The organism is Pseudomonas sp. gcc21, from assembly GCF_012844345.1.
In the GTDB taxonomy this organism is placed as follows: Bacteria; Pseudomonadota; Gammaproteobacteria; order Pseudomonadales; family Pseudomonadaceae; genus Halopseudomonas.
Window position 1 is genome coordinate 651,252 of the sequence record NZ_CP051625.1, and the last position, 24,867, is coordinate 676,118.

The 24,867-nt window shown below is 59.2% G+C and carries 24 protein-coding genes; 14 read left to right on the forward strand and 10 right to left on the reverse strand.

What is annotated here, in order from left to right; translation table 11 throughout:
- Positions 1–249 precede the first annotated feature (249 nt).
- From HG264_RS03120 to HG264_RS03130, 3 genes are read left to right on the forward strand one after another with little or no spacing between them, the layout of a single operon-like run.
- Positions 250–1,308, forward strand: coding sequence for an isopenicillin N synthase family oxygenase (locus HG264_RS03120; RefSeq protein ID WP_169406282.1), 1,059 nt, complete (start codon positions 250–252; stop codon positions 1,306–1,308).
- Positions 1,305–2,252 carry a hypothetical protein gene (locus HG264_RS03125; RefSeq protein ID WP_169406283.1) on the forward strand — a complete coding sequence of 316 codons (948 nt, stop codon included), beginning with the start codon at positions 1,305–1,307 and terminating at the stop codon, positions 2,250–2,252. Before HG264_RS03120 ends, HG264_RS03125 begins: the two co-directional genes overlap by 4 nt.
- 43 nt (positions 2,253–2,295) lie before the next feature.
- Entirely contained in the window at positions 2,296–3,369 is a 1,074-nt protein-coding gene (locus HG264_RS03130) for a putative urea ABC transporter substrate-binding protein (protein WP_169406284.1), read from the forward strand.
- Between the two features lie 66 nt (positions 3,370–3,435).
- On the opposite strand, the gene HG264_RS03135 is transcribed toward HG264_RS03130, so the two are convergent.
- The 4 genes from HG264_RS03135 to HG264_RS03150 all read right to left on the reverse strand — a co-directional run bounded on the left by HG264_RS03135 (position 3,436) and on the right by HG264_RS03150 (position 8,560).
- Positions 3,436–4,356: a hypothetical protein gene (locus HG264_RS03135; protein ID WP_178102800.1), complete on the reverse strand. Its 921-nt coding sequence runs from the start codon at positions 4,354–4,356 to the stop codon at positions 3,436–3,438.
- A gap of 32 nt (positions 4,357–4,388) precedes the next feature.
- The gene (locus HG264_RS03140; RefSeq protein ID WP_169406285.1) at positions 4,389–5,366 is read right to left on the reverse strand and encodes a nitronate monooxygenase family protein; all 978 of its coding nucleotides are present in this window, start codon (positions 5,364–5,366) and stop codon (positions 4,389–4,391) included.
- 459 nt (positions 5,367–5,825) lie between these two features.
- On the reverse strand, positions 5,826–7,655 hold the full coding sequence (locus HG264_RS03145) for an ABC transporter ATP-binding protein (protein ID WP_169406286.1): 1,830 nt from the start codon (positions 7,653–7,655) through the stop codon (positions 5,826–5,828).
- Positions 7,656–7,879: 224 nt separating this feature from the next.
- Positions 7,880–8,560, reverse strand: a complete 681-nt coding sequence (locus HG264_RS03150) for an SGNH/GDSL hydrolase family protein (RefSeq protein ID WP_169406287.1) — start codon at positions 8,558–8,560, stop codon at positions 7,880–7,882.
- A 353-nt stretch (positions 8,561–8,913) separates the two neighbouring features.
- On the opposite strand from HG264_RS03150, the gene HG264_RS03155 reads away from it, so the two are divergent.
- The gene (locus HG264_RS03155) at positions 8,914–9,684 is read left to right on the forward strand and encodes a methyltransferase domain-containing protein (protein WP_169406288.1); all 771 of its coding nucleotides are present in this window, start codon (positions 8,914–8,916) and stop codon (positions 9,682–9,684) included.
- Positions 9,685–9,778: 94 nt separating this feature from the next.
- Here HG264_RS03155 and HG264_RS03160 read toward each other — a convergent pair whose 3' ends face one another.
- Entirely contained in the window at positions 9,779–10,267 is a 489-nt protein-coding gene (locus HG264_RS03160; protein ID WP_169406289.1) for a SprT family zinc-dependent metalloprotease, read from the reverse strand.
- 53 nt (positions 10,268–10,320) lie between these two features.
- The gene (locus HG264_RS03165; protein WP_169406290.1) at positions 10,321–10,788 is read right to left on the reverse strand and encodes a flavodoxin family protein; all 468 of its coding nucleotides are present in this window, start codon (positions 10,786–10,788) and stop codon (positions 10,321–10,323) included.
- A 305-nt stretch (positions 10,789–11,093) separates the two neighbouring features.
- On the opposite strand from HG264_RS03165, the gene HG264_RS03170 reads away from it, so the two are divergent.
- The 6 genes from HG264_RS03170 to HG264_RS03195 all read left to right on the forward strand — a co-directional run bounded on the left by HG264_RS03170 (position 11,094) and on the right by HG264_RS03195 (position 16,031).
- On the forward strand, positions 11,094–12,398 hold the full coding sequence (locus HG264_RS03170; RefSeq protein WP_169406291.1) for an MFS transporter: 1,305 nt from the start codon (positions 11,094–11,096) through the stop codon (positions 12,396–12,398).
- Between the two features lie 64 nt (positions 12,399–12,462).
- Positions 12,463–13,071: a DNA-J related domain-containing protein gene (locus HG264_RS03175; protein WP_169406292.1), complete on the forward strand. Its 609-nt coding sequence runs from the start codon at positions 12,463–12,465 to the stop codon at positions 13,069–13,071.
- Positions 13,072–13,221: 150 nt separating this feature from the next.
- A complete protein-coding gene (locus tag HG264_RS03180; RefSeq protein WP_169406293.1) occupies positions 13,222–13,821 on the forward strand; it encodes a Yip1 family protein in 600 nt (199 codons plus the stop codon).
- A gap of 154 nt (positions 13,822–13,975) precedes the next feature.
- Complete coding sequence (ttcA, locus tag HG264_RS03185; RefSeq protein WP_169406294.1) at positions 13,976–14,800, forward strand: tRNA 2-thiocytidine(32) synthetase TtcA; 825 nt, start codon at positions 13,976–13,978, stop codon at positions 14,798–14,800.
- An 8-nt stretch (positions 14,801–14,808) separates the two neighbouring features.
- Positions 14,809–15,480, forward strand: a complete 672-nt coding sequence (locus tag HG264_RS03190) for a DNA-3-methyladenine glycosylase I (protein WP_169408995.1) — start codon at positions 14,809–14,811, stop codon at positions 15,478–15,480.
- 62 nt (positions 15,481–15,542) lie between these two features.
- Positions 15,543–16,031, forward strand: coding sequence for a C40 family peptidase (locus HG264_RS03195; RefSeq protein ID WP_169406295.1), 489 nt, complete (start codon positions 15,543–15,545; stop codon positions 16,029–16,031).
- An 18-nt stretch (positions 16,032–16,049) separates the two neighbouring features.
- Here the strand turns inward: HG264_RS03195 and HG264_RS03200 are convergent, their stop codons facing one another.
- The 4 genes from HG264_RS03200 to HG264_RS03215 form a co-directional block, all read right to left on the reverse strand.
- A complete protein-coding gene (locus HG264_RS03200) occupies positions 16,050–16,700 on the reverse strand; it encodes a class I SAM-dependent methyltransferase (protein WP_169406296.1) in 651 nt (216 codons plus the stop codon).
- Positions 16,697–17,428, reverse strand: coding sequence for a CPBP family intramembrane glutamic endopeptidase (locus HG264_RS03205; RefSeq protein ID WP_169406297.1), 732 nt, complete (start codon positions 17,426–17,428; stop codon positions 16,697–16,699). Before HG264_RS03205 ends, HG264_RS03200 begins: the two co-directional genes overlap by 4 nt.
- A 12-nt stretch (positions 17,429–17,440) precedes the next feature.
- Positions 17,441–18,520: a patatin-like phospholipase family protein gene (locus tag HG264_RS03210; protein ID WP_169406298.1), complete on the reverse strand. Its 1,080-nt coding sequence runs from the start codon at positions 18,518–18,520 to the stop codon at positions 17,441–17,443.
- 273 nt (positions 18,521–18,793) lie between these two features.
- Entirely contained in the window at positions 18,794–20,026 is a 1,233-nt protein-coding gene (locus tag HG264_RS03215) for an OprD family porin (RefSeq protein WP_169406299.1), read from the reverse strand.
- A gap of 353 nt (positions 20,027–20,379) precedes the next feature.
- Between HG264_RS03215 and HG264_RS03220 the strand changes: the two genes are divergently transcribed.
- The 4 genes from HG264_RS03220 (at position 20,380) to HG264_RS03235 (ending at position 24,538) form a co-directional block, all read left to right on the forward strand.
- A complete protein-coding gene (locus tag HG264_RS03220) occupies positions 20,380–21,699 on the forward strand; it encodes a Na+/H+ antiporter family protein (protein WP_169406300.1) in 1,320 nt (439 codons plus the stop codon).
- A 207-nt stretch (positions 21,700–21,906) separates the two neighbouring features.
- Positions 21,907–23,124 carry an argininosuccinate synthase gene (locus HG264_RS03225; protein WP_169406301.1) on the forward strand — a complete coding sequence of 406 codons (1,218 nt, stop codon included), beginning with the start codon at positions 21,907–21,909 and terminating at the stop codon, positions 23,122–23,124.
- A 99-nt stretch (positions 23,125–23,223) separates the two neighbouring features.
- On the forward strand, positions 23,224–23,628 hold the full coding sequence (gene gloA / locus HG264_RS03230) for a lactoylglutathione lyase (RefSeq protein ID WP_169406302.1): 405 nt from the start codon (positions 23,224–23,226) through the stop codon (positions 23,626–23,628).
- 19 nt (positions 23,629–23,647) lie between these two features.
- Positions 23,648–24,538, forward strand: coding sequence for a nitrate- and nitrite sensing domain-containing protein (locus HG264_RS03235; protein ID WP_169406303.1), 891 nt, complete (start codon positions 23,648–23,650; stop codon positions 24,536–24,538).
- Positions 24,539–24,867 lie beyond the last annotated feature (329 nt).

The window sequence follows — 24,867 nt, forward strand, 5'->3', positions numbered from 1 at the left end:
TGGGTGTCGTCCCTGCGGAGGCTCTAAACAGACGCTGCGGCGGCGCTCGCCTGGGCTGCTACGACCAATGGTATGAGTCTTGCTTTGCCCGGAAGAGCAGGGAGCCTACCGCTCTCTGCGAGGTGCTGAGTTCCCGGGACGACCCGGGACGATCGGAGTACAGGCCAAACAATGCGTCTGACCATTACCCGCTCGCACCCGCCCTGGACGACCAGGTGACATCTCGATTATTCGAACAGGAGGTGAGCCATGGCGTCTGAACCGCTACGCACTCGAAACATACATTCCGCATTTACCCGCCTTCCGGTGGTTGACGTCTCGGGGCTGTTTTCCGCCGACCAGGCCAGGCGCAGGGAAACTGCTTTGCAGCTGGGCAGCGCAGCGAAGGATGCCGGGTTCCTTTATATAACCGGGCATGGCGTGCCCCAGACGCTGATCGATAGCTTGCTGGCACGCACTCGCGAGTATTTTGCGCAGCCGCTACAGGACAAGATGCGCCACTATATCGGCCATTCGAGCAACCATAGCGGCTATGTGCCGGAAGGCGAGGAGCAGTTCGGCTCCGGCGTCATCGACCACAAGGAGGCCTATGACGTCGGATTTGATCTGCACCCGCGTGAGGAGCGCCGGCCGATGCTTGGGCCGAATCAGTGGGCGGATATGCCGGGTTTCCAGGAAGACGTAAAGGCTTATTACGATGCGGTACTTGCTCTCGGCAATCAGCTGTTCAAGGGCTTCGCCCTGGCGCTGGGCCTGCCGGAAGACGCATTCAGCCGCTACGTTACGACGCCGCCCAGCCAGCTCCGACTGATCCATTATCCATTCAACCCGGAGGCCGCGGACCGCCCGGGAATCGGTGCGCACACCGACTATGAATGCTTCACCATCCTGCTACCTACGGCGCCGGGACTGGAAGTGCTCAACGGCGCAGGGGAGTGGATTGATGTGCCGCTGGTTGAGGGCGCCTTTGTCATCAACATAGGCGATATGCTCGAAGTACTGAGCAACGGGATGTATGTCGCCACGTCGCATCGGGTGCGCAAGGTTGCCGGGGAGCGCTACGCGTTTCCGCTGTTCTGTGCCTGTGACTACGACACGGTGATCGCACCGGTAACCGAGCTCTTGAGCGAGGCAGAGCCGGCGCGATATGAGCCCGTACGCTGTGGCGATCATCTGTTTGCACAAACGGTGCAGACTTTCGGATACCTCAAGCGTCGCCTTGAAAGCGGCGATTTAACCATGCCGGATGGGGCACGCGGCCTGGCGTCCTTCGGGCATCCCGGACGCAAGCAGGGGGAGCCGGCATGACGCTCAACGAATTGCTGGAAAGGTATCCGCAGACCGCGAGCAGTGGCGTGCCGGACTGGATGCTCGGGTATTTCAGGCGCCGCGCAATCAGTTTTGCCAATGGCCTGACGGACACCCGCACGACGGTGTGCTGGATTCAGAGTCGCAATTTCACCATCGATCTGCGACTGCCGGTCGAGCCGTTGCAGCTGCCTCAACGCAAATGGGCCGATTACACGGCTGCCGAACTCGATGTGCTGGCCAACTACGAAGGCTGGGCAGCAGAGTCTGACTGGAACGGCGAAGCACTGAGCTGGCGTGACGAAGCCTCATTGCAGCTGCACAACCGCTGGCCTGAACCGGCCATATTGCAGCGCGTCGGTAACTGCATGATCGAATTCGCTCCTAGCGGTGCCTATGTCGAGGACTGGCGTCTGCAGCCTTCCCGTACCGGCCCGCTGGTTGGGCTGCGACTGATCGAGGAGCGTAATCTGGACACCGGCGCGCTTAGACATCGTGGCGGCGGCCTCATCATCTGTGGCGATTATGCCGCGCTGGTGCTGGGGCGCGCCGAGGCTGTTGTGCCGCGCAGCCGGAGCGGATTATTGCGCGATGAACTCGCCGGCGCCGTAGGCGATGCCGAACGCCTGGCACATCTATTCAACTTCGAGACCTCCGTGGCCTCAGGCGCTCTGACCACAGGTTATTCAATAGATCACTCGACCTGTCCGACCCGCGTCGGGCAATCGCTCTGCCCGCTGGATGGCTTCGAATACCTTCCTGATTCCCGTGAGATCGTTCAACACCTGACGATCCAAGGCGCACGCTGTGAGCGTCGCTTCACCGTGGACACTCTGGAAGCCGCACTCCGTTTTGATCAGGCCACCGGCTTCAGCCAGGACGCCGCCGCCTGGTATGAACACGAATCCCCGACCCTTAACCGCTATACCGCGCCGCACTATTGAGTTCGGAGCGAAAGCTTTTTCATTGATACACGAGGTAAGAACCATGCTGAAATCGTCACTAGGGAAATGGGCCGCCGTGCTGGCCACCAGTCTGTGCCTGGCAACCGGCGTAATGGCAGATGAGAAGAAGCCAAGCTTCAAGGTCGGCTGGTCGATCTATGCCGGCTGGATGCCCTGGGCTTACGCAGCGGATCACGGCATTGTTGATAAGTGGGCAGACAAATACGGCATCGAGATTGAGGTCGTGCAATTCAACGATTACATCGAGTCCATCAACCAGTACACCATGGGTGCCTTTGACGCCTGCGTCATGACCAATATGGACGCTCTGACCATTCCGGCGGCGAGCGGGGTGGATACTACCGCGCTGATCCTCGGCGATTACTCCAACGGCAACGACGGCGTGCTGCTGAAGAACGGCACCAGCATGGAGGACATTCGCGGTCAGCAGGTCAATCTTGTAGAACTGTCGGTCTCGCATTATCTGCTGGCGCGGGCTCTGGAAATGAACGGCATGTCCGAGCGCGACATCAAGGTGATGAACACCTCGGATGCTGATGCGGTTGCCTCTTTCATGACCCCGGACGTGACGGCTGCTGCGGTGTGGAACCCGCAACTGAGCCTGATCAAGCAACAGTCGTCCGATGCCGTGCAAGTATTCGATTCGACCCAGATCCCGGGCGAAATCATCGACATGATGGCGGTCAATACTGAGGTGCTGAAGGCCAGCCCTGAACTGGGCAAGGCGCTGGTGGGCGCCTGGTTCGAAACGCTGGAGCTGATGTCGGGTGATAGCGATGAAGCCAGGGCTGCCCGTACCTACATGGCCGAGCAAGCGGGAACAGATCTGGCCAGTTATGACGCTCAGCTGGCCGAGACCATGCTGTTCTATACGGCTGCTGATACACACGCTTTTACCACTGACTCGGCTTTACGCGAGACCATGGACAAGGTGCGGTTGTTTTCCTTCGACAAGGGCTTGCTGGGCAACGGTGCACCCAGTCCGGACGTGATCGGCATGGAGTTCGCCGATGGCTCGGTGCTGGGTGACGCCGGCAATGTGCAGCTGCGCTTTGATCCGACCTACGTGCGGATGGCAATGGAAGGGAAGCTGTAAGGATCGATCGGAAGATGATCCGTCCCGGTACATTCGCCGGGACGGATTCGGCGCCGCGGCTCGGCCTCAGGCGGAGGCTTCGGCCTCGTAGTTGGCATACGAGTGCTTGAGGGTAGCGTGGTTGAGCAGCATCTGCGCCTTGAGCGTTGTGCCCGTGGCATCGTAGATATGCGTGCGCACCCAGTACGACTCGGTGCGCTTGCTTTCGGACAGCGCGACGACTTCGCGGCGAATGAGGTAGTCCTCACCAACGAACAGGGGGCCGTCGATCATGCGGATTTCCTGATCGGCAAACAGACCCACCACCGGCTGCTTGACCGGGAAGGCCGCCTGCTTGCTGGTGTATTCTGCCAGCACGCTGACCATCTCCAGAGGAATGATTGCACGGCCCCAGGGCGTGGCCTGCGCGTCCGAATACCAAGGTGAATTCTCGGTGATGCGCTCGAGTTTCTGGTTCAGCGAGAACGGATACAGATTCCCCATATGCTGATCAGGCTCCATCCGCACATGCTCTTCCTCGGCGCCGCGCATGCCCAGTTTCAGCTCGGACAAGATGACCAGCTTCTCTGGCGGACGTAGCTTGGCCATGCGGTCTTCCAGCAGTGTGGGCCCGTCGTCAGGACCCAGGCTGGCGCTTGCTTCCAGTACCGGTGTGCCGTCGGCCTTTTCCGCCCAGCAACGTACTCGATTCGAGCCTGCGGTGGGGCGTTCGACAAAGGCGCGCACCTGCTCGCCCTCGACCACCATGTTCTGGAAGTGCGAAGAGAAGCAGCCGCGTTCAAACCAGGCTTGTCCGAATACCTCGACCAGCAGCGGGACGAATTGGCTGAAGTGCGTGGGGCCCTCAATCGGGCCGGCTCTGAAGCCAAGCTTTTCTGCCATGCTGTCGTCGTGGATCGAGGTGTGGCCGCTGTATTCCTGATCGGCCAGCATCTGGCGGGGCTCGCGCAAGGGTCCGCACAGATAGAGTGGGGTATCAAAACTCATGAAAATCTCCGTTATTGTTCTTGACCGTCAATTCAACCGTTAAGCATGCCCGCCAGACGATCACGAATCAGGCCTTCAGCCTCGGCCATGATGCGGTCGACCAGTTCCTGCACGGTGGGGATGTCGTTGATCAGACCCGCAACCATGCCGCACGACCATGCGCCGGCATCCATCTCGCCGGTTTTCATGATGCGCGGGTAAACGCCAGCTACTTCCGCGGCGATGTCGGCGAACTTGAGGTCTGCGCCCAGACGGCGTTCTTTTTCCAGCAGGCGTTCCACAGCTTCGTTGGTCATGACCCGTTCGGTGTTACGCAGCGGACGCATGACCAGTCGGGTGTCCAGTTCGCTGGCGGCGACAATCGCCTGCTTCACGTTCTCGTGAACCGGCGCCTCGCGGGTGGCAATAAAGCGCGTGCCCATGTTCATGCCTTCGGCGCCCAGCGCCAGCGCGGCCGCCAGTGAGCGCCCATCTGCCATGCCGCCCGAGGCGACGAAGGGGATCTCAAGCTCTTCAGCAGCGCGGGGCAGCAGGATGAAGTTGGGCACATCGTCTTCGCCTGGATGACCGCCACATTCGAAACCGTCGACACTCACCGCGTCGCAGCCAATGGCCTGCGCCTTGAGTGCGTGGCGCACGGCGGTGCATTTGTGGATGACCTTGATGCCGGCTTCCTTCAGCGCGGGCAGGTACTTCTGCGGGTTGTTGCCAGCGGTTTCTACTACTTTCACGCCGCCTTTGATGATGGCGTCGACGTAGCCCGGGTAATCCGGCGGGTTTACCGAGGGCAGGAATGTCAGGTTGACGCCGAAGGGCTTGTCGGTCATTTCGTGGCAGCGGCGAATTTCTTCAGCAAGCGCCGCCGGGTTCGGCTGGGTAAGGGCAGTGATCATGCCCAGGCCGCCGGCATTGGCAACGGCCGAAGCGAGTTCGGCGTAACCGACATGGTGCATACCGCCCTGGATGATTGGATGCTGGATGCCAAAGAGTTCTGTTATGCGTGTTTTCATGGGGCCTCGGTGTGTGCGCTCGCTCGGCTCACCGCGCTGGCAGGCCGAGTAGTTGAAAAGGTCTGCCTGATTGTATGGCCAGTCTCCGGAAAATGCCGGTGATTGGGGGTATTCAGGTCAGTGATGGCTTGCGTTGCATTGAATAGTCCGGAAGCCCAGGGCGAGAAGCCTGACGCCTACGCCCGCCGACTGGCATGACTGCGCAAGACGCCGTGAACCCGTCCTTGGGGGCTTGGTGAAAACATCCTTGTTTTCAACACTTGCTCCGGCCTGCCAGTCGGCGGGCTTGTTTAGGCATTGGTGTAGCTGATGTTGGAAGCGCGTTCGTTCGTAGTCGTCAGCGCAATTGTGCGTCCGGGAATAGTAGATCACTGCAGAGGGTCCATGCCTGGCACGGACAGTTCCCCCCTTCGAAGAAGGGGGGCTAGGGGGGATTCGATTTCGAGCTTGGCCTAACCGTCAATCCTCAGCCAGAAACCCACCCGACTGCCGCGCCCAGAGCTGCGCATACAATCCGCCGCGTGCGAGCAGTTCGCTGTGGCTGCCGTCTTCAATGATATGTCCCTGATCCATGACAATCAGCCGGTCCATCTCGGCGATGGTTGAGAGTCGGTGGGCGATGGCTATGACGGTTTTGCCTTCCATCAGGATGTTCAGACTCTGCTGGATCGCCGCTTCTACTTCCGAATCCAGCGCCGAGGTTGCTTCGTCCAGGATCAGTATCGGCGCATCCTTGAGCATGACCCGCGCAATGGCGATGCGTTGACGCTGGCCGCCGGAGAGCTTAACGCCACGTTCGCCGACATGCGCGTCGTAACCCTGGCGACCCTTGGCATCGCGCAGGTCGGGAATGAACGCGTCGGTTCTGGCGCGACGGGCAGCCTGCAGCATCATGTCTTCATCGGCATCCGGTTTGCCATACAGGATGTTGTCCCGCACGGAACGATGCAGCAGGGAGGTGTCCTGGGTGACCATGCCGATGTGTTGGCGCAGAGAGTCCTGCGTCACGCCGCCTATATCCACTCCGTCGATCAGGATGCGTCCGCCTTCGACGTCATAAAAGCGCAGCAGCAGATTGACCAGCGTGGATTTGCCCGCACCGGAGCGGCCGACCAATCCGATTTTCTCGCCCGGTCGGATATGCAGGTTAAGGTGCTCCATCACGCCGTGGCCTTTGCCGTAATGGAAGCGCACGTCCTCGAACTTGATCTCCCCGCGGGTGACCTTCAGCGGCACGGCATCAGGCGCATCTTCGACGACCTGCGGCCGGGAGATGGAGTTGATGCCGTCCTGCACGGTGCCGATATTTTCAAACAGTGCGGACACTTCCCACAGTATCCACTGCGACATGCCCCACAGGCGCAACACCAATCCAATGGCTACTGCCACCACTCCCACGCTTACGGCGGCATTGAGCCACAGCCAGATCGCCAACCCGGCAACGCTGAGTAGCAATATGCCGTTCAGTGCGTAAAGCGAGACATTGATCTGGGTGACCAGGCGCATCTGCCGGTACACGGTGGTCATGAACTCGTCCATGCCTTCGCGGGCGAAGCTGGATTCGCGACCGGCATGGGAGAACAGCTTGACCGTCTGGATATTGGTGTAGCTGTCGACAATGCGGCCGGTCATCATTGAACGGGCGTCGGCCTGTTCTTCGGCAACTTTGCCCATTACCGGCACAAAAATACGCATCAGGAGCAGGTAACCCAGAAACCAGAGCAGCATAGGCATGGCCAGTCGCCAATCGGCAATGCCGACCACCAGTAGCGTGCCGAGAAAGTACACGATTACGTAGTTGAGCACGTCGATCAGCTTGATGACGCATTCGCGCACTGCCAACGCGGTCTGCATCAGTTTGGTGGCGATCCTGCCAGCGAACTCGTCCTGATAAAACGCCATCGACTGGCGCAGCAGGTAGCGGTGCACCAGCCAGCGGATGCGCATGGGGAAGTTGCCCATCAGCGTCTGATAGGTCACCAGGGAATTGGTAAGTACCAGTCCGGGTAGCAGGACGATGACCACCAACGCCATGGCCGCCAGTTTCCAGCCTTCTGTCTGCAGGAATGTTTCGCGGTTCTGCTCCGAAAGCCAATCGACGATGTTGCCGAGGAAGCTGAACAGCCATACCTCGGCGACCGCAATACCGGCCATCAACAGGCCTGCAATCAACAGGTACGCCCAGCTTCCACGCGTAAAATGCAGGCAAAAGGCAAGCAGCGTACGGGGCGGCTCAGTGGGTTCCTCGGAAGGAAAGGGATTGATACGTTGTTCGAACCAGCGAAACATCGGGGCAGCCTGCGGGTAAAGCGGAGAGGGTGCGCATTATGGACCCAGGCTGACGGAGGGCTCAAGGGAAAGGGGGCTGCGCGAAACTTCGGCGCGGGTTCTACGGGAGGGCGTGACAGGCGTGCGCGGTGCGGTATTCGGGTGCGTAGTTGGAGTCGGTTGCGGAATGTGCGGCGTGAACAAAGCGGCCCGCCAGCCGTGGCGGACCGCCGGGTTAGAACCGGTCAGTCAGTCAGCTTTTCAAGTAGCAGGTCTGCCAGTACGCGTGAACCTTCCGCGGTAGGATGGATTTCGTCGTTGGCGATATAACGGTCTTCGTTGCCGTTGAAACGGTCACGGACGTCGACGAAGGTGATGCCAAGGCCAGGGTAGGTTCTGGCTTTGTAGTTCATGCTGTATTCATTGATTTCCCGCATGGCTGCCGCGCTGCCCTTGGCATTGTAGTAACCGAGGAAGATGATTTCTTCGATGCCGTCAGCCTGCATCTGCTGAGCCAGCGAAGCGATTTCATCTTCAAGATCCTGCAGAAGCGGCATGCATTTTTCGAGGGAAGGGCTGCAATCGTTGAGCTGAATATCGTTGCCGCCGCCATTCATGATGACTGTCTTGATGCCGCGCTTGGATGCGTTGTCATATTGCTCTGGAATCGCATAGCGCCGCGAGCAGATCAGGTTTCCGCCGATCATCTGGCAGCCTGAGCGGGCGTGACTGGTGATGGGTTCGCCAAGGTCGTCTTCAAGATATTCCTTGATGTCACCGCTCAGGGCGAACACCGAATCGCCAATAATCATTGTGTCTGCTGTGCCGCTTACCGGCGGGTTGACCGCGTTGGCGGTGCCGATATTCATTAAGGTCAGCGCTGCGGCGATAAAGGCGCAGTGCTTGATCCTGATCATCAAAGACATGGTGTTTCCTCGGTCTATTATTGTTTGTATTGCCGACAGCGCATCCCCAGGGAGCGGCAAGTTGCGTCATGGCCGGGAAATAATACTGTGGAGGATAAGTGATGAAATCCCCCCAAACAGGTGGTTTTAAGCGGTTAACGTCGACGTCTTCGCAAGATGCGTCAGTTTTCGCCAAGGGGATGCGTACGGGGTATGGACAGCGGATTACGCAATGCAGCGGCTTGGATGCAGATTATGGCGTTGAGAGGCTTCATCAGTGTTAATGCATCCGGGCAGTGGTAACCTCAGGCATGCTTGAAAGACATTTCCTACCTTTTGCCAAGCGACTCTATCGCTGTTTGAGGCGCCTGCTGATGAACGACGAAGAAGTACTCCTTGAGAAACTGCGCGATGATTACGGTCAGCTTCGAATTACCGAAGCTGAGGGCTATCGATTTCTGTATTTCGGTGAGCAGACCGAACAAAGCTGCAGTTTCGTTGCAGAGCCCGCGTGGCTCGAATATGACTATACGCGGGCTATGCTGCTGGGCTGCTTCTGGCAGTCGACGCCGCGGGACACGCTCATGCTGGGGCTGGGCGGCGGCGCATTGGCGAATTGCCTGATAGAGCACTTTCAGTCTGGAAAGTTGACCGCTATCGAGCTCCGTCCCGCCGTCGTGGAGCTGGCCAGTCGTTGGCTGGGTCTGACCCGGGATGAACGGTTTCATGTAGGCATCGGTTGCGCTGAATCCTATGTCAGATCGGCACCGTCAAGTTGTGATCTGCTGTTTATGGATCTGTATATGGAAGGGGGGATTTCGCGTCTGCAAATGCAGAAGGAATTCTTCCAGGCATGCCACCGAACGTTGCGCCCGGGTGGAGTAATGGTGATCAATCAATGGCAAATGGGCGAAACCGGCCAGCCCTATGCGTCGCGGTTACTGCAGGATCTGTTTGGTGATCGGTATCTGCAGGTGGCAGTGGAAGAGGGCAATATCCTGTTGTTCGTACCCGCAAGCGGCGAGCTGCAACTCGACCGGGTGGCAATGCTGGAATGGGCAGACCGGCTGGAACAGCAGCTTGGCTATTCGCTTCGGCCCTATATCCAGTTGCTGCGCCGGGCTAATGAGGCGCCGCCGCTTTAACGGCTGTTGGTGCGTCGGTGCTGGAGGCGTGGCTAAGCGCAATAGAGCCGGGTCGCCGTGGTGATAATCGTCGATGCAGCAGCTCCAGCCTCCCTCAGGCAAACTGCAACTTTCCCGTAAACTTCAGCAGATCGCCGCAGCGCCGACATTGGTAGCGCCTGCCGCGGCCTACCCACGCATGACGCTGCGGCGTAAAGGAGATGGGGGTAGGGCAGCCGCACTGATAGTAGTAATGGGTGCGGCGTCGCTCCGGAACGGCATAATCGTGACAGCGTTTCGGCTCTAATCCGAACACGTCTATCATCAGGGTTTGCCATTCGATGCCATGGGGACGGATGTTGCCGCCGTGCAGCGCGTGGGCGACAAGGTGGGCAACTTCGTGGGGGACGGTTTGTAGCAGAAAATCTTCCTGGTTATCCCGATACATGCGTTCGTTGAAGCGCAGCAGGTTGCGCCCCAGGTAGGCGACCCCGGCACGTTGTCCCCGCAGATCCAGCGTCACCCGTGGACGTACAAATGTTCTGCCCAGACGTTGCTCTGCGCGTTGGTATGCCTGTTCGACTGCTTCGGTAAGATCGTTCATGAGCCTAGTATAAAACCGAAGCGGTGGAGGCAGTACACACATTGGGGTGGTCACTAGAAAATCCCGCTATCCAGGCCGGCGGCCATGTACAGGCCGAGTTCCTCTGCATCGGTTACAAAGTCGCTGCGCCATTCACCTTTGAACGTGAGCGGATCCCGGGCCCAGCTCCAGCGTAGCCCGGTGACAATGCTCTCCACGGCGCGCCGGGTTCCGGTGCCATCCAGGCCAGCCCGAATGTAGAGGGCGGAGGGTAGTCCCTGCTTTTGCTCCAGTACCGGGTAGTAACAACGGTCGAAAAAATCCTTCAGCGCCCCGCTCATGTAGCCCAGGTTTTCGGTGGTGCCGAGAATAATCCCGTCGGCGGAGAGGACGTCCTCAGGAGTGGCTTCCAGAGGCGGAATCCAGCGCGCCTCAACACTCTCAATTTCGGGATTCTGTGCGCCGCGCAATACCGCTTCGGCCAGCAGGCGGGTGTTGGGCGAAGGGGCATGGGCGACTATCAGAAGTTGCTTGTGGGCCATTGGAACCTTCATCTGAACGAAACATGTCAGTGCATTTCAGCCGACCCTAACCAGATCGACCTTGAATGACCAGCTCTCCGAGGTCTCCTGTCCTCATGTAAGTATAGATGCGCCGGTTTCAGCTTTGTCAGGGAACGCACCGGCTCAGGATTGTCGAACCAGACTTGAGCGGTCAGCGAAGCGGCAGCGTCGGGATCGGGCTCATCGTTGAGGCAGGCGATGGCGAGACTGGCTAACCGCAGTTCAGTTCAGCTGTAACAACAGGCTGGAAAATGCTGTCTGGAACCGGAGGGGGAAACGGATCCATGATTCCAATACTGTTGCCCATTGGGGCGCTTTTGTCGGGAATTGGCCTGTTGCTCATGGGCACCGGGCTGTTGAATACCTTGCTGCCGCTGCGTGGCAGTGCCGAAGGCTTCAGTGATCAGACGCTGGGGTTGCTGGGTTCGGCCTATTACGCCGGTTTCATTATTGGCACCTGGGTGTGCCCCAAACTCATCCGGCGCATGGGGCATATTCGTGCCTTTGCGTTCTGCGCTGCGGCTACCGCAGCCTTCATTCTGCTGCATGTGCTGATAGTCGACGCGGCATTCTGGTTCGTATTGCGCGTGTTGACCGGTATCGTGCTGGTGGGCATCTATACCGTGGTCGAGAGCTGGCTGAATTCCGAGGCGCCCTCCGAGCGTCGAAGCCAGGTTTTCGCGGTGTATATGGTGGTCAACCTCGGGGCGCTGGCCGCGTCACAACAATTACTGCGATTCGGCAACCCCCTCGGGGCGGTGCTGTTCGCCGTTGCTGCGATTTTCCTGATGGCTGCCATCCTGCCGGTTACCGCGACGCGACTGCCGCAGCCGAAAATTTCCCAGACGCCTGCGCTCTCACTGAAGCGCCTATGGGCTGCTGCGCCTGTTGCGGTCTCGGGATCGTTGCTGGCCGGGTTGGCCATGGGTGGGTTCTGGGGTTTGGGCGCTGTGTATGTGAACCGGCTGGGGATGGACGCAGCAGCGGTCGCAAGCTTCATGTCGCTTACCATTCTCGGGGGCATGATCATGCAATGGCCGCTGGGGTTGCTCTCGGACAGGATCGACAGAAGGCACGCGCTGGCAATCGTCACCGGTGTTGCGGCGCTGGGTGGGCTGCTGATGCTGGTGTTCGCGTCGTCCATGCAGATGCTGCTGGTTGCCGCCGCTATATTCGGCGCAGGTGCCTTTGCGGTGTATCCGACACTGGTCGCGCACCTGATCGACCACTTGCACCATGATGAAATTCTCTCAGGGAATTCCGCATTGCTGATGCTGAACGGCGTTGGTTCGGCTTTTGGACCGGCATTGGCGGGCTTTTTGATGGGCATGACCGCGCCGAGTGCGCTGCCCGTGTTCTTCGCGGTGCTGTTCGCGGCTTGCTCCCTGTATGCGTTTCTTCAGGCGCGCAATTCCAGAGATCGCATCGTTGAGGAACCGGCGCAGTTCGTGCCTATGGTGCACTCAACCGATGCCATGCTTGAGCTGGCGCTGGAAGATCAGGTACACCCGTCAGAGGCTGACGATTCTCGCCAGCCCGAAGTCGAAACGCAGGAGCCGGTAGACGCCGCGGCAGGCAGGCCATCCTGAGTCCGGTTGCCCGGATCAGCGCATCCGGGCAACCGGACCTGACAGGCGATGCTAGAATGCCGCCATGACTGCCACACCCGAAGATTTACTGCCCACGGGGTTCGATCAACATCTGCTTGCCATCCTGGAAGCGGCTCCGGAGGGCCTGGGCGAGCATGCGCTGATCAAGCGCCTGGCTGCGGATTATCCGCAGTCGGTCTTTGCCATACCGGGCGCTTTCAGCGATCCGCTGCAATTGTTCCGGCTGCACTTTCTGCTCTTCCATACGCTGTATCGGCTGTCTGATGCGCTAAACCCCGCCGGACTCCAGTTGCAAATCGGTGCAATGCGTATCGCTATAACGCCTGTCACAGTCTCCCGTCCCGGCCTGGCTCTGTCCGATCCGCTGCGCACCTACTATCTGGATTGGCAGCAGTGGGCTGCGACCAATGCGGCGGATGTACAGGCGCTACTGGATTCATTCTGGACCCGACAGTCGGTTGCTCTGGATGGCCAGGTTGGACAGGCGCTGGCGTTTCTGCAGCTGGACGTTGACTCGACGTTCACGCAAATCAAGCAGCGTTATCGCACCCTGATGAGTACTCATCACCCTGATCGGGGTGGCGATACACAGCATGTACAGCGCATCAACGAAGCATTTTTAATTCTAAAACGCTATTACCGTTCTACTTGAAGTCGCCAATCCCTCTAACCGGCCTGCTTTTTTCCGTACGCTTTTTGACTATAGTCAACGCAAGGGCTGCGACATACTGTCACAGCTTCGCACCTGCCGCCGGCCCAGCCGTAGACGACAGGAATGAATAATAAATCGAGGAGCCGCACGATGATCCAACACGTCATGGGATTGTTCACCCACCCTGATCAGGAATGGCGGGAAATCAAGGGCGAGGAACGCACCATCGGCCCGACCTACCTTGTGCATGTTCTTGTTCTCGCCGCGATTCCAGTCGTATCGGCCTATATCGGCACTACCCAGGTCGGCTGGTCGATAGGTACGGTCGACCCCGTCAAGCTGACCCAGGCAAGCGCGATGTACATGACCGCGCTATCCTATATCGCTCTGTTGGCGGGTGTAGTGGTCATGGGCGCCTTCATTCACTGGATGGCACGCACCTACGATTCAAGCCCCACCTTGAGTGACTGTCTGGTATTCGCTGCCTACACCGCAACGCCGTTGTTCCTGGCGGGTTTATGCGCCTTGTACCCGAACCTGTGGCTGTTGATGGTGGTTGGCACCGCTGCGGTCGCCTACACCACCTACCTGCTATACCAGGGTATTCCGATCTTCATGGATATCCCGCCTGAGGAAGGTTTCCTATTTTCCAGCTCGATTCTGGCGGTCGGCCTGGTGGTGCTTGTTGCGATGATGGCAACGGCCGTCATTTTCTGGGGCTTTGGCATCGGCCCGGTCTACCTGCGCTAATCAGGGGCCCGGCTGGCGCCTCGTGTCGAGGCGCCAGAGATGCTCCGGATGGAAACGCCCTCTGACGATCGTCTGGTCGTCAGGGGGTGTTGTTTTTATAGGCGGTAATTGTGGGTAAAATACCCGGCTTTACCTCCTTCCGGATTCCTCTGCCATGTCCACCCTGAGCGTCAACCAGAACAAACTGCAGAAACGTCTGCGCCGCCTCGCTGCTGAAGCTGTTACGGACTACGGCATGATCGAGGACGGCGACAAGATCATGGTGTGCCTCTCCGGCGGCAAGGACAGCTACACCATGCTGGACGTGCTGCTGCATCTGCAGAAGGTCGCGCCGATCCGTTTTGAGCTGGTGGCGGTCAATCTTGACCAGAAGCAGCCTGGTTTTCCGGAACACGTTCTCCCGGCGTATCTGGAGCAGGTTGGCGTGCCGTATCACATTCTGGAGCGCGATACCTATTCGATCGTCAAGGAGAAGGTGCCGGAGGGCAAGACCACCTGCTCGCTGTGTTCGCGCCTGAGACGCGGCAATCTCTATACCTTTGCCGACGAGATAGGCGCAACGCGAGTCGCCCTCGGGCATCACCGCGACGACATCGTCGAGACCTTTTTCCTGAACATGTTCTACGGCGGCACGCTCAAGGCGATGCCGCCCAAGCTGCTGTCGGATGACGGGCGCAACGTAGTGATTCGTCCGCTCGCCTACTGTAGCGAGAGGGACATCGAAGCCTACTCGCAGCTGCGTGAATTCCCGATTATTCCGTGCAACCTTTGTGGCTCGCAGGAAAACCTGCAGCGCAAGGTGGTCAAGGAAATGCTGCAAAGTTGGGAGCGCGAAACCCCCGGGCGCATCGAGAGCATTTTCCGCTCGCTGCGTCATGTGCATCCTTCCCAGCTGGCTGATGCCAGGTTGTTCGATTTCGCCAGCCTGAAAATCGACGACCAGGCCACTCCACGCTTTCTCAATGTCATGAATGTCTGATGCCCGAACTGCGCACTTATAGCTGGCTGGAAGAGTATTGCCTGAACCGTTTCGGTTCTCGTGCTGCGCTGGAGGCGCGTCTGCCGGTGCCGGCCACTGACGATCAGCTGCGGCGGCTCAGTAACGATCGCTATCTGTCGACGCTGGCGCTGCGGGTGTTCCGCGCGGGCCTGAAACATAGCCTGGTCGATGCCAAATGGCCGGCCTTCGAGCAGGCGTTCTTTGGTTTTGATCCGGAGAAGGTCGTCTTGATGGGTGCCGAGCATATCGAGCGGATGATGCAGGACACCCGCTTGATACGGCATCTGGGCAAGCTCCGCAGTGTTCCGCGTAACGCGCAGATGATTCTTGATATCAGTGCTGAACACGGGTCGATGGGTAACTTCATCGCGGATTGGCCGGTCACTGATATTACCGGCCTGTGGAGACTGATTGCCCGGCGCGGCAATCAGATGGGCGGGCTGTCGGCGCCGCGCTATCTGCGCATGCTCGGCAAGGATACTTTCGTACCCAGTAACGACGTGGTCGCAGCGCTCAAGGCGCAGGGCGTGGTCGATAAAGTACCGAGCAGCCAGCGTGATCTGGCCGCTACGCAGGCGGCATTTAACCAATGGCATGCCGAGAGCGGGCGACCCATGTCGCAGCTGTCTGTAATGTTGGGCCATACCGTGAACCATTGATCTTGACCGGCTGATGATGGCAGGGCAGTGTTACGCCTATGATCGGCTATCGAGACGGCTCCATGCGTTTACCGGGTTTTATGATGCTCGCCGCAACATTGGTTATTGCAGGTTGCTCCAGTGCGCCGACAACCCATGCGCCTCAGGTCAGCGCGGCCCCGCCAGCACCTTCAGGACAGGCGTACGACGACGTCATTTTCCACGCATTCAGTCTGCTGGGTACGCCTTATCGTTATGGCGGCATGTCCCCGGATACCGGGTTCGATTGCAGCGGGCTGATCAACTACGTCTATCGCGAATCCGCAGGTGTCAGTCTGCCGCGGACGACCTCCGGCCTGAGCGCATTGCCCGCACGGCGATCGGATTCCCTGCAGCCGGGTGATCTCGTGTTGTTCTCGATGCAGGGGCGCAAGGTCAACCATGCCGGAATCTACGTTGGCGACGGTCGCTTCCTTCACGCGCCGAGTACTGGCGGCCACGTGCGGGTCGACAATCTGCACGCCAGTCATTGGCAGCGCTGGTTCAGCGGTTCCCGGCGCGTACTGGATTGATCGCTACGAGGTAAACGATCATTGCGCGCGCTTGCGCAGCATTACAACATCCGCTCCGACAATTTCCAGCTCTGCCTCCCAGCGCTCGGCCAGCCACTCGAATGTCTGATTGCTGAAGAAACTGATATGCGTCAGGTCATTCTTGTAATGCCAGGTCTGAAATGCCTGCTGGTCGCGTACACGCTTGGTCATGATGGCGAGCCAGCCGCCGGGTTTCAGGCATCGCCATAGTCGGTCCAGTTCGCAGGCTGGCCGTGCCAGGTGTTCAACAACCTCGGTCGCCGTAATGAAATCCCATGCGCGTTCCAGTGCTTCGGGTGCGGGGTGGTAGTAGATGTCATGCAGGGCAACACGATGACTCTGCTCCGAGAGCATGGCAGCCAGCGCCGGTGCAGGACCACAACCAAAATCCAGGCCCTCGCTGCCCGGCTGTAATCTGGCTAGCAGCGGTTCGGTGACACGCGATAGAAAGCGACGGTAACCGGGCTCATCGGTGTCATTCTCGTGCAGATCGTAGATGGCTCGTTCGGCTTGGGTATCCAGATGCCAATCTGCTGGAACATGCACCAGGCCGCAGACAGCGCAGTGATAGTAAGCGCGCCGTCGGTCGGTGCAGTAAGGCGAGGTCGGCGCGCTGCATAACGGACAGCTGTAAGCAACGGGTTTCATTGGATCGCTACCATCAGCAGCGTCAGTCCGTTGTACACCGCGTGTGCCAGTACGCACAGCCAGAGCTGGTCGTAGCGCCAGCGAAGCCAGCCCAGGAACAGACCCAGCAAACCAATCACCAACACGCCACCGGGACTGTAGAAGCCATGCAGCAGAGCGAAGATCAGGGTCGACGCTGGCAAGGCCACCAGTACGCCCGGGCGCGTCTGGGCCAACGCCTTGAATAGCCAGCCGCGAAAAATCAGCTCTTCGGCGGCGGGTACCCACAACACGGCAATCAGTAGCGCTGCGAATAAACGGCTGCCGGTCAGATCCAGCAGGGGCGTTACCGCTTGCGGCCTGGCCTGGTCTTCCGGGAGCAGTACGCTATCGGGCAAGCGCAGATCAAACCAGCCGGCGAGCGGCTCGGCGGCATACACCATCACCGTTGCGCCCAGCACAGCCAATAGCACGCCCCGCAGGCTGATGTGAGCACCGAACAGCCAGCGCAGTGGCGCAGCGGGTTGCAACAACCAGGCAATCAGCAAGCTACCCAGCATGACCGACGCGGCGAAGAGCGCATCCAGCATCAGGAACTGGCTATCGATATGGAATTGCTGACCGACCTGGCGCATTGTCCAGGCTGCGAAATAATGGCTGATCAAGCCTAGGGCGCTATACAACACCGCCAACCGCATCAGTATCAGGCCATCGTCCAGCGCAGAGCGGCTGGGCCTTGGCAGTGCCATGTATCGCAGCATCTAAAGCGGCTGGATACGGTCAATCAGCTGACCGCTTTCTGCAAGTTCGAGGAATTCGTCACCGAGTCGGGCGCTCTCCGCCATCGCCGTGCGCCAGTATCTTTCCCGGCTGAGGTCATCATCCATAAACCGGGTAAAGTCCTTGCGATCCGGCAGTTTGCCGTAGGGCAGGGAAGCGAGGTATTCACGGGACGGCGCCATCAGCAATACATCCTTCAACTGTTGAAGATTACCGCGCCGCCAGGGCAGCGTCTTGTCAAACCAGCCGGGTACGATGCGGTCAATGAAGTGCGGATACAGCACCACGCCCGGCGCCTGATAGGGCAAGTCCAGATGATAGTCGAGCAGGCCGCCGTCGCGATAAGCGCCCGTTGCCATGCCCGGAATATCACGTACTGCCTCCATCACCATAGGAATTGATCCGGAAGCCAGCAAGGCCTGGCGCATATTGGCGGGGCTCAGGTGCACGTGAGTGCTGTTGAAATCGACCAGCGCAGCGAGCGGAGGCTGCAACCGCGGGTCGTGCAGAATGACGCGCTCGAAGTGTCGCTTGAGAAACCGACGTCCCAACAGGTTGGCACCCATCACGCCACCCAACCCAAGCGCCAGTCGGGAACGCGAATCATGCTGCAGCAGGCCAAGGCTGCGGACCACCACCACGTTCAGGTAATACAGGGGGTTGCGTAGCAACTGCTCGAACTCGTTGCCGAGCAGGTCATCGAGCATAACGCCGCATCGCAGGCTGATTTCTGCAACGCTGATGCCCCGAGGAAACCGCTGCGTGGTATAGAGCTCTCCCAGGCGTTTGATGCCAGCAACCGCATCCGGCAGGCAGGCCGCAGCGAACCGCCAGCTGCCAATCGAGGCGCCGATCAGACTGCGGGGTTGATCGGCACGCGGTAGCCAGTCTCCAAAAAGTGCCAGATCCAGCCCTTGAATACCCAGCGCCTTGGGACCGCCAGCGGCACCGGGGATCATGTGCACGTCTGTGGGTTGCAACCCGTTCTGGCGGATGTGTTCGATGGCGCTGTGGCCGGCCCGGAGTGTCAGTGCGGGGGAGGGTACGTGAATGGCGACCATGAATGCGTTAAGTCTCTATGCATGCCGGGAAAACAATTGGATCGCAATATTACACGTCGAAGCGCTGCAGGCGCAGCTTTGGGGTGTTGAGTCGACTCGTTGGGTGCGGTAGCCAGACCTGGCGTAGCGCAAGGCGCGCTACACCCGCAGGGCGGTCCGGGCTCGCGGTCCAGGGGTCGGTACGCACCGCGGGCCCCATTCGGATGCGCCGATGGGGAGGGTTGCGATGCCAAGGCTGGTGTAGCGCTGGCGCGCTACACCTCCAGGATTCGCCTACCGCAGTGCGATGGTGTAGTTGAGGATCAGCCGGTTCTCGTCTATGTCACCGGCTACGTCGGAGCGGACCATCGCGTTACGCCATTGAATGGAGACGTTTTTCAGCGGACCATTCTGAACGGTGTAAGTAAAGTCGATATCCCGTTCCCATTCCTTGTCCGCAACTGCGATATCAATGTTGTCGCCGCTGACATAGCGCACCAGACCCTTGAGGCCAGGAACCCCGAGCGTAGCGAAATCAAGATCATAGCGGGCCTGCCAGGACTTCTCGTCAGGACGGCCAAAATCCAGTATCTGGATATAGTTGGCGACATAGGGGTTGCTCAACGCTATATAGGGGAATGCGGAGTCGCCATCGCTATGCTGGTAGCCGAGCCGGAAGGTATGCGCACCGGTGCCGGCCGAGAGCATCACGGACTTCATCTTGTTGTCGGTGCTGCCGGCTTCGATGTCGCTGTCGAAGTAGGCCAGGTTGGCGCCGACTTTCCAGTCGCCGAGCGTCATGTTGTGTAGCAGGTTGATCATGTTCTGGTCATAGACGCCATCCAGATCACCCCGCCACAACCCCAGTGTGGTGGAGTCGGAGGACTGTGCGGGAAAGGTATAGGCCCCACCGAAATAGTTGAAGCGGTCAGAGGTGCCGCCAATGTTGGCGATCATATCTTCGCGATTGGTGCTGTTCAGCTGATTGAATTCACGCAGCTGAGCCGCTTGTAACGCCAGCCCGCTGATCTCGTTCATCGTCAGCGCCGCACCGGTGTAAGTCTGCGGCAACAAGCGGATGTCGCTGGCCTGCAGTACCGGGACAGACGGGGTCAGCCCGCCTACCTTGAGTTCGGTCTCGGAGATCTTGGCTTTGGCAGTGAAGGTGATATGGCTATAGCTGTCCGGGCCTTCGTCGCCCAATGCATTGGGTAGCAATGCTGTGCCGGCGTGATCGTCATCGGACGCCAGCTTCAGACCCAGCGCTGCGTGAACATCCAACCCCAGCCCCTGGTCGCCATGGCTATAACCGGATTTGCCGCGAAAAATAAAGCCCTGCGCCCATTCCTCGGCTTGCGGTCGCGCCCCGGTATCGCGGAAATCCCGATTGAAATAGTAGTTACGCAGCTGCAGTGAACCACTGGCATCATCAACGAAGGGGGACGCAAGGGCGCCCGGCGAGGAAGGCAGGGTGAGCGAAAGGGCGACGGCAGCGGCCAGAGCGCTGGGTTTGCCAAGCTTTTTCATTATTATTCTCCTGATTGATGGTAGCGAACCGGCATCAACCGGCAGCGCCACTCAATAAAGCACGCGTTTGGCGACCCGACCGTAAGACCTTGGTCGAACATTGGCCAAGCGCTGGCCCATGTGGAATCAGGCGTTAGCGCAGAGAGTGTCTTCAAACGTTGTTCTTGAGCGCTTGCTTGCGGAAGCGGGGCATATCCACTGATTCGCTCGCGGGAATTAGACTTTGGTAGGGTAGGGGCGCGAAGGGTACCCAGCAGGGCATTTTTTGACAGCATTCGGGCTATGCGGCAGAGTACGCGCCCTTCAGCCAGCGCCGGTCTGGCAGTCTGTAAGCAAATACAGGAACTCCAACGATGAACGCCGTAGTCATAGCTGTTGCAGTGATGCTGGTGCTGAGCTTGTGCAGGGTGCACGTGGTTGTCGCTTTGATTCTCGGGGCGGTAACCGGCGGGCTGGTGGGCGGACTGGGCCTTGAGGCAACGCTCGAAGCCTTCCAGAACGGGCTCGGCAAAGGCGCCAACGTGGCCTTGAGTTACGCGCTGTTGGGCGCCTTTGCGGTGGCAATCGCCAAGTCCGGACTGGCACATGCACTGGCTGATCGCGCGTTGGGCATGATCAGTCAGCGAAACGAGGCGGGGCACGGTCTGCTCAAGATCATGCTGTTGGGTGTCATTCTGGCGGTGGCGTTATCCTCGCAAAACATCCTGCCCATTCATATCGCCTTTATTCCGCTGCTGATCCCGCCCCTGCTGATGGTCATGGCGAAGCTGAACCTGGATCGCCGGCTGGTTGCCTGTGTGCTGACATTTGGTCTGATCACTCCCTATATGTTCCTGCCTGTGGGGTTCGGCGGGATATTCCTGAACGACATCCTGCTGGCCAATCTCACCGAGAGCGGCGCCGATGTCAGCGAGGTCAACGTCATGCAGGCGATGGGGTTGCCGGCGCTCGGCATGTTGTGTGGTTTGCTGGTGGCGATCTTCATCAGCTACCGGCGCCCGCGCAGCTATGACGTTTCGCGTATCGAGCAAACGGGTGGCGAAAGCGTGAGCTACAACCCGCTGTCGCTGGTTGTCGCTCTGCTTGCCGTAGCTGCCGCGTTCGTTGTCCAGCTGCTGCTTGATTCGATGATTATTGGCGCACTGACCGGGTTTGTGATCTTTTCCGTATCCGGTGTGGTGCGCTGGCGCGAGGCGGACGACGTCTTCACCGAAGGCATGAAAATGATGGCGATGATCGGCTTCATCATGATTGCTGCGGCCGGCTTTGCTGAAGTCATGCGCGCCACCGGTTCGATCGAGACGTTGGTGGCGAGCTCCGCCGAGATGATCGGTGATAGCAAAGGATTGGCAACGTTGTTGATGTTACTGGTCGGCCTGCTGATTACGCTGGGAATTGGTTCTTCATTTTCGACCATTCCTATCATTGCTGCCATCTACGTGCCGCTGGCGCTGCAGCTGGGCTTCAGCCCGCTGGCGATTGTGGCGCTTGTAGGTACGGCAGCCGCGCTGGGCGATGCGGGCTCGCCGGCATCGGATTCAACGCTTGGGCCGACCGCTGGTCTCAACGTGGATGGCCAGCACAACCATATCTGGGACACGGTCGTGCCCACCTTTCTGCACTACAACCTGCCACTGATTGCCTTCGGCTGGCTGGCGGTCATGGTGCTCTGATCGAAGGCTGCGGGCCAGTTGCTCTGCTGGGTCGCACGCTCCGCCACAGGGTCGCCTCATTCACCGACCAGCGAGTGGCTCCTTATAGCCAATCGCTGACTCCACCAAACGTATCCGCTCTGTGATTCCTCGCTGCCGGGCGCTAGAATAGCGCCTTTGACCGGCGCTCTCAGCGGCGACGGAAATGAACCTTCAAGGGAGCGCGTAATGACTGATGTGAAAAAAGTCGTCCTGGCCTATTCGGGCGGACTGGATACGTCGGTAATTCTCAAGTGGTTGCAGGACACTCACAATTGCGAAGTGGTTACCTTCACAGCCGACCTCGGCCAGGGCGAAGAGGTCGAGCCGGCCCGCGCCAAGGCTCAGGCGATGGGCGTCAAGGAAATCTATATTGATGACCTGCGCGAAGAGTTCGTGCGTGATTTCGTGTTCCCCATGTTCCGCGCCAACACCGTATACGAAGGTGAATATCTGCTGGGCACGTCCATTGCCCGTCCGCTGATCGCCAAACGTCTGATCGAGATTGCCAACGAGACCGGTGCAGATGCCATCTCCCACGGCGCCACCGGCAAGGGTAACGATCAGGTACGTTTCGAGCTGGGCGCTTACGCACTCAAGCCCGGCGTCAAGGTTATTGCTCCCTGGCGCGAGTGGGATCTGTTGTCCCGCGAGAAGCTGATGGACTACGCCGCCAAGCACGGCATCCCGATCGAGCGCCACGGCAAGAAGAAATCCCCGTATTCCATGGACGCCAACCTGCTGCACATCTCCTATGAAGGCGGTGTTCTGGAAGATACCTGGGCCGAGCATGAAGAAGACATGTGGCGCTGGACCAAATCTCCGGAAGCCGCGCCGGACACGCCGACCTACATCGAACTGACCTACAGCAAGGGTGACATCGTCGCCATTGACGGCAAACAGATGAGCCCCGCCGAAGTGCTGACGTATCTGAACAAGGTAGGCGGCGAAAATGGCATCGGCCGTCTGGATATCGTCGAAAACCGTTTTGTCGGCATGAAGTCCCGCGGCTGCTACGAAACCCCCGGCGGCACCATCATGCTCAAGGGACACCGCGCGATCGAGTCCATCTGCCTGGACCGTGAAGTTGCCCACCTGAAAGACAGCCTGATGCCCAAGTATGCCGAGCTGATCTACAACGGTTTCTGGTGGAGCCCGGAGCGCGTCATGATGCAGCAGATGATCGATGCGTCCCAGCTTGATGTGAACGGTGTTGTACGTTTGAAGCTGTACAAGGGTAACGTCATCGTTACGGGCCGCAAGTCTGACGACTCGCTGTTTGATGCTGCTATTGCCACCTTTGAAGACGACGCGGGTGCCTATGATCAGGCCGATGCAGCCGGCTTTATCAAACTGAATGCGCTGCGCATGCGTATTGCTGCCAGCAAGGGCCGCAAGCTGCTCTGATATCAGCGGCACACGAGAACGAGGCCGGCCATCTGATGGCGGGTCTCTCCTCAGTTGCTGAGCCCCTCTATTCATTTCGACAAGCGAGGAAAGATTCGCGTGAGACTCCTACACATCATGCTTCGCGTCGGTAACCTGGACAAATCCGTCGCCTTCTATACCGAGGTGCTGGGTATGACGCTGCTGCGTCGCAAGGATTATCCCGAAGGCCGGTTCACTCTGGCCTTTGTCGGTTACGGCAACGAAGCGGAGAATGCAGTTCTCGAACTTACCCACAACTGGGATACCGATCATTACGTGCTGGGTACCGGTTACGGGCATATCGCTATCGAAGTGCATGATGTCTATAAAGCCTGCGAGCAGATCCGCGAAGCCGGTGGCAAGGTAGTTCGCGAGCCGGGCCCGATGAAACATGGCACCAGTGTGCTGGCCTTCGTCGAAGATCCGGACGGTTACCGCATCGAGTTACTCTCTGATCGTTCGGAACAACCGGACGCGTCCTGATCCTTCCTGGAGCGCAAACATGGTCCTCGGCACTGTTGCGCTCGCTCTTCTGATTCTTCTGACCGCTTCGCTGCTCTTGCATTCTCGTCGCAAGCGTATGCACGAGCGCGGTCAAGCCTGCGTGCGTGAACTCGAGCGTATAGCTTGCCTGCGGCAGTTGCTGGAACTGGTGCAGCAGCATCGGGGGTTAAGCTTTGGCGAAATGTCGGGCGAGGGCAGTTGGCAGGCCCGACGCTGGGCGGTACATCAGGAAGTTTCCGGTCAGTTGGTACGTTGTCAGGCTCACGAAGGCAGCCTGCAATGGTATCCGGGCTGGCATCAGGCGTTGGCCCGATGGGCCCAGATTGAAAGCGCACAGCAGCAGGAGGTCAGCGCCGAGACAAGCCTGCGCTTGCACAATCGGATGCTGGCGTTATTGCTCGAGGTGATCCGAGACATCGCCGATCGGCATGACCTCGAATGCCTGGGCGGCCTCGCCACACAGCCTGTCGGGTGCTGGTTGCAGCTGCTCGAGCACACCGAGCTTCTAGGCCAGGCCCGTGCCATTGGCTCAGGCATTCTTGTGCGTCGCGCGGATGATTCGACACTGCGAACAGAGCTGGAGGCGCTACGTATGCGAATCGCAGAGCAGGCCTACCTGCCACTCGCACAACTGCACGCCGACCCGTCCTTACGTCAGCACATGACAACCAAAGTGCAGGAGGCCGAAGATTGCCTGGACCGCTTGCTTGAGCTCATTGATCAATTGTTGGCAGCCGAAGGGGGTAACCGGCTTCGCGCGGCGACCTTCTTCCAGACTGCCACCCATGCAATCACTGCGCATCTGGTGTTGGTTGATCAGCTGCTGCAGCGGCTGACGATGGCCAATCGGGGCGAGGTTCGCGAACCGCGTAAACCCGAATCCCCCTAGCCCCCTTTGTCAAAGGGGGAACTGGTCTGCGCTGCTGCGGGCTATAGTTATCGCCTGCGGCCGGGTGCTTGCCGCCGAACTTACAGATCCGTTTGGCACTTTGAGGGGGAACTGGTCTGCGCTGCTGCGGACTATAGTTATCGCCTGCGGCCGGGTGCTTGCCGCCGAACTTCAGATCCGTTTAGCACTTTTTGTCGGGGGCCGATTTCGTTATCGCCACTGGCTAGTGTTCGTTGCCGTCCTCACAGATTCCTTCAGCAGCTATTCTGCTGAGGGCGCTTTGAGCGGTTGCGAGTTTTCATCATCGCCGGCCGCATAGAGCTCGCACA